5 protein-coding genes are annotated in these 3463 nt (G+C 70.9%); all 5 read left to right on the top strand.

From position 1 onward, the window contains the following. Positions 1-261, top strand: a 261-nt coding sequence (locus G6018_RS07115; protein ID WP_182639256.1) for an ATP-binding cassette domain-containing protein, incomplete at its 5' end; no start/stop codon positions are given. A 70-nt stretch (positions 262-331) separates the two neighbouring features. Next, positions 332-967 (top strand): TetR/AcrR family transcriptional regulator, encoded by a 636-nt coding sequence (locus tag G6018_RS07110; protein WP_182639255.1) that lies wholly within the window; start codon positions 332-334, stop codon positions 965-967. Beyond that, positions 964-1734 (top strand): maleylpyruvate isomerase family mycothiol-dependent enzyme, encoded by a 771-nt coding sequence (locus G6018_RS07105; protein ID WP_182639254.1) that lies wholly within the window; start codon positions 964-966, stop codon positions 1732-1734. Before G6018_RS07110 ends, G6018_RS07105 begins: the two co-directional genes overlap by 4 nt. A gap of 130 nt (positions 1735-1864) precedes the next feature. Next, a complete protein-coding gene (locus G6018_RS07100; protein ID WP_182610202.1) occupies positions 1865-3067 on the top strand; it encodes an MBL fold metallo-hydrolase in 1203 nt (400 codons plus the stop codon). A 41-nt stretch (positions 3068-3108) separates the two neighbouring features. Further along, the coding region (locus tag G6018_RS07095; RefSeq protein WP_182639253.1) for a four-helix bundle copper-binding protein at positions 3109-3463 on the top strand (355 nt) is incomplete at its 3' end.

Raw genomic sequence — 3463 nt, 5'->3', positions numbered from 1 at the left:
ATGCTGGACCGCCGCCCGGCGGAGGTCTCCGGCGGGCAACTCCAGCGCGCCTGCCTGGCCCGCGCGCTGGCCCAGGAACCCCGGTACCTGATCGCCGACGAGGCCACCGCCCATCTGGATCCGCTGAGCACGGCCGCGATCGCCCGCACCCTCCGCCGGCGGGCCGACGGAGGCCTGGGCGTCCTGGCGATCACCCACGATCTGCGGTTGGCCGAAAGTTGGGCCGACGAGGTTGTGGAGTTGGAGACCCACGCGCCGTGACGGCACCGAGACCCGAACGCAACCCGATCGCCTCTGGACACCGGCGGGTCACCGGCGCACAATCCTAACCATGTTAGGCACTCCGAATCGCGATAGGTCAGCCGAACGACGTGAGGCGACACGGCGGGAGATCATCGACGCCGCGTGGGAGGTGGCCCGCGAACAGGGCCTGGCCCAGCTGACCCTCCGCTATGTCGCGGCCCGCGTCGGCATGAAGGCGCCGTCGCTGTACTCCCACGTGGACTCCAAGAACGCCATCTACGACGCCATGTTCGCCCAGGCCTGGACCGAGTGCCTCGACATCATGCTGGCCCTGGACGAGGGACGCCCGTCCGATGCCCGGGGGACGGTCCGGATGTACGCGCGGGCATACTTCGACTTCTGCGTGAGCGACCTCGCCCGGTTCCAGCTGATGAACCAGCGCACCATCCCCGGCTTCGAACCCAGCCCCGAGGCCTACGCGCCCGCGGTGCTCGTGCTCGACGGTCTGCGTCAGCGGTTCGCAGCCATCGGGATCACTGACCGGGAGGACATCGACCTCTACGTGGCGGTGGTGGGCGGCATGGCGGACGCCCAACTCGCCAACGACCCCGGCGGCGATCGCTGGGCCCGCCTGTTCGACCGCGCGGTCGACATGTACCTGCACGACGTCGGCATCCCGACCGACGTCCCGGTCACCACCACACAGGAAGGCACACCGCCATGACCACGACAACCGGGCAACACCGCTCGAAGAACGACCCGCGACCGCCCCGGCTGGACCGCGACACCGCCGCGCGCCTGGCCGAGACCGAGTACGAGCGGGTGGCCGACATGCTCGACCGCCTCACCCCCGAGCAGTGGGGCACCCGGACCGACTGCACCGAGTGGGACGTGCGCGCGATGGCCGGGCACATGCTCGGCATGATCCAGATGCTCGCCAGCTGGCCGGAGATGGTCCGCCAGCAGGTCGCGTCCGGCAGGCGCGCCAAGCGCGAGGGCTGCCCCGCGATCGACGCGATGACCGCGCTGCAGGTGGAGAAGAACGCCGGCCTGTCGACGGACGAACTCATCGCCCAGGTGCGCCGACTGGCCCCCAGGGCGGCCAGGAACAGGCGGCGCGCGCCGGGCGTGATGAGGAAGCAGGCCATGGAGGACAACGGCGAGTGGTGGTCCATGGGCTACCTCTTCGACGTGATCCTCACCCGCGATCCGTTCATGCACCGCATCGACATCGCCTCCGCGACGGGAGCCACCATGACGGCGACCGCGGAACACGAGGGGGTGATCGTCGACGACGTGGTGACCGAGTGGGCCGGTCGGCACGGCCAGGCGTACGACCTGGAGCTCACCGGCCCGGCGGGCGGGCGCTGGCAGCACGGCGGGCACTCGGGCGCGGGCGAGAACCTCACCATGGACGCGTTCGAGTTCTGCCGAGCACTCAGCGGCCGGGCCCCGGCGGAGGGACTGCTCCGGACCCAGGTCCCGTTCTGACCCGGATCGTGAATGTGCTTTTATCCGACCGAGTGTGAGGTAGATTGCATTTTGGGCACAACGCGCTGGTAGCGCGCACTTCTCCGGCTCGTCGCCGCCTCTGACCCGACCCCGGAAGAAGGACGCCGCCATGCCCCCGTCAGAACCCCTCCCCCCGCCTCCGCCCACCGCCCGCCTCAGCCGCCGCTCGCTCCTCTCCGCCTTCGGCGGGGCGGTCGCGGCGACCGGAATCGTGGGCTTCGGCAGCGGCTCCGCCGGAGCCCAGAGCCTCACGGGTTCCCTGGGCTCCGGCTCCCTCGGGTCGTCCGGCGGCACCCCGCCGGACGGCATCCCCTCGGCGCAGCGTGAACCACTCGAGCTGCTGCTCCTGGGGACACTCGCCGGCCCGATGGTGGAGAGGACGCGGGTGGGGATCGCGTCGGTCCTCGTGGTCAACGGGGCCGCCTACGTGATCGACTGCGGCCGGTCCGCGGTTACGCAGTACGGGCTCACGGGCCTGGAACTGGCGGCGATCAGCGACATCTTCCTCACCCACCTGCACGCCGACCACATCGCGGACTACTACAACTTCGCGCTCATCGGTGGGGTGGTCGCCAACGCCGCCGGGGACAAACTCGTGGCCCCCGTCGGCGTCCACGGCCCGGGGTCCGCGGGCGGACTGCGACCGCCCAACGTCGACTACCCGGACTTCCCGGTGGTCGCCCCCCAGAGCCCGACCCCGGGCACCGCGGAGATGACGCAGCGGCTGGACGAGGCCTACGCCTACACGTCGAACATCTTCCTCCGGGACAACGGCCCCACCGGTGGACCGCCCGACCCGCGCACGCTGTTCGACGTCCACGAGATCGTGATCCCGGACGTCGGCGCCAGCTACACCAACACCTCCCCGGCGATGGACCCGTTCCTCGTCATGGAGGACCAGAACGTCCGGGTCACCGCCACCCTCGTCCCGCACGGGCCGGTCTTCCCCGCGTTCGCCTTCCGCTTCGACACCGCGCACGGGTCGGTGACGTTCTCCGGGGACACCAGCCTCAGCGAGAACCTGGACCGGTTGGCGCTCGGCACCGACACCCTCGTGCACGAGGCGATCAACGTGCGCGGCGGCAATCTGCCGCCGGCCATGATCGAGCACAACCTGGAGTCCCACGTCGAGGTCCAGGTGGTGGGGCAGGTCGCCGAGCGCGCCGGCGCCGAGCGACTGGTCCTCACGCACCTCGGCGACTACTCCGGCGTCGTGGACGTGCGCCAGTGGCACGACTGGGCCCAGGAGGGCTACGGCGGGGACGTGATCGTGGGCCACGACCTGCAGCGGATCGTCCTGGCCACCCGATGACCCCCGCCTCGCCCTCACCAGAACGAGTCCCAGGAGGAACCATGAGCACCATCGACATGATCACGTCCCACCCCCACCCGACCGGCGGTCTGCCCGTCGAGTTGCTGGCGGAGGCGATCGACGCCGCGTCCGCGTGCGCGCGCATCTGCACCGCCTGCGCGGACGCGTGCCTGGCCGAGGAGTCGGTCGCGGAGATGCGCGACTGCATCCGCACCGATCTCGACTGCGCGGACGTGTGCGCGGCCACCGCGTCGGTATTGAGTCGCCGGACCGGGACGATCTCGGAGGCGGTCAAGGAGTTGCTCAGCGCGTGCCGCGTCGCGTGCGCGACGTGCGCTGACGACTGCGGGGCCCACGCGGACATGCACGCCCACTGCGCGATCTGCGCCGAGGCCT

Source organism: Dietzia sp. DQ11-44 (genome assembly GCF_014145205.1).
Taxonomy (GTDB): Bacteria; Actinomycetota; Actinomycetes; order Mycobacteriales; family Mycobacteriaceae; genus Dietzia; species Dietzia natronolimnaea.
Note: the sequence above shows the minus strand (reverse complement) of the source record. Positions and strands in the feature narration are given on the sequence as shown.

Excerpts from the sequence above, each read along its gene's own strand:
- G6018_RS07100 (WP_182610202.1), top strand. The coding sequence starts at position 1,865 with ATGCCCCCGTCAGAACCCCTCCCCCCGCCTCCGCCCACCGCCCGCCTC.
- G6018_RS07105 (WP_182639254.1), top strand. The coding sequence starts at position 964 with ATGACCACGACAACCGGGCAACACCGCTCGAAGAACGACCCGCGACCG.
- G6018_RS07110 (WP_182639255.1), top strand. The coding sequence starts at position 332 with ATGTTAGGCACTCCGAATCGCGATAGGTCAGCCGAACGACGTGAGGCG.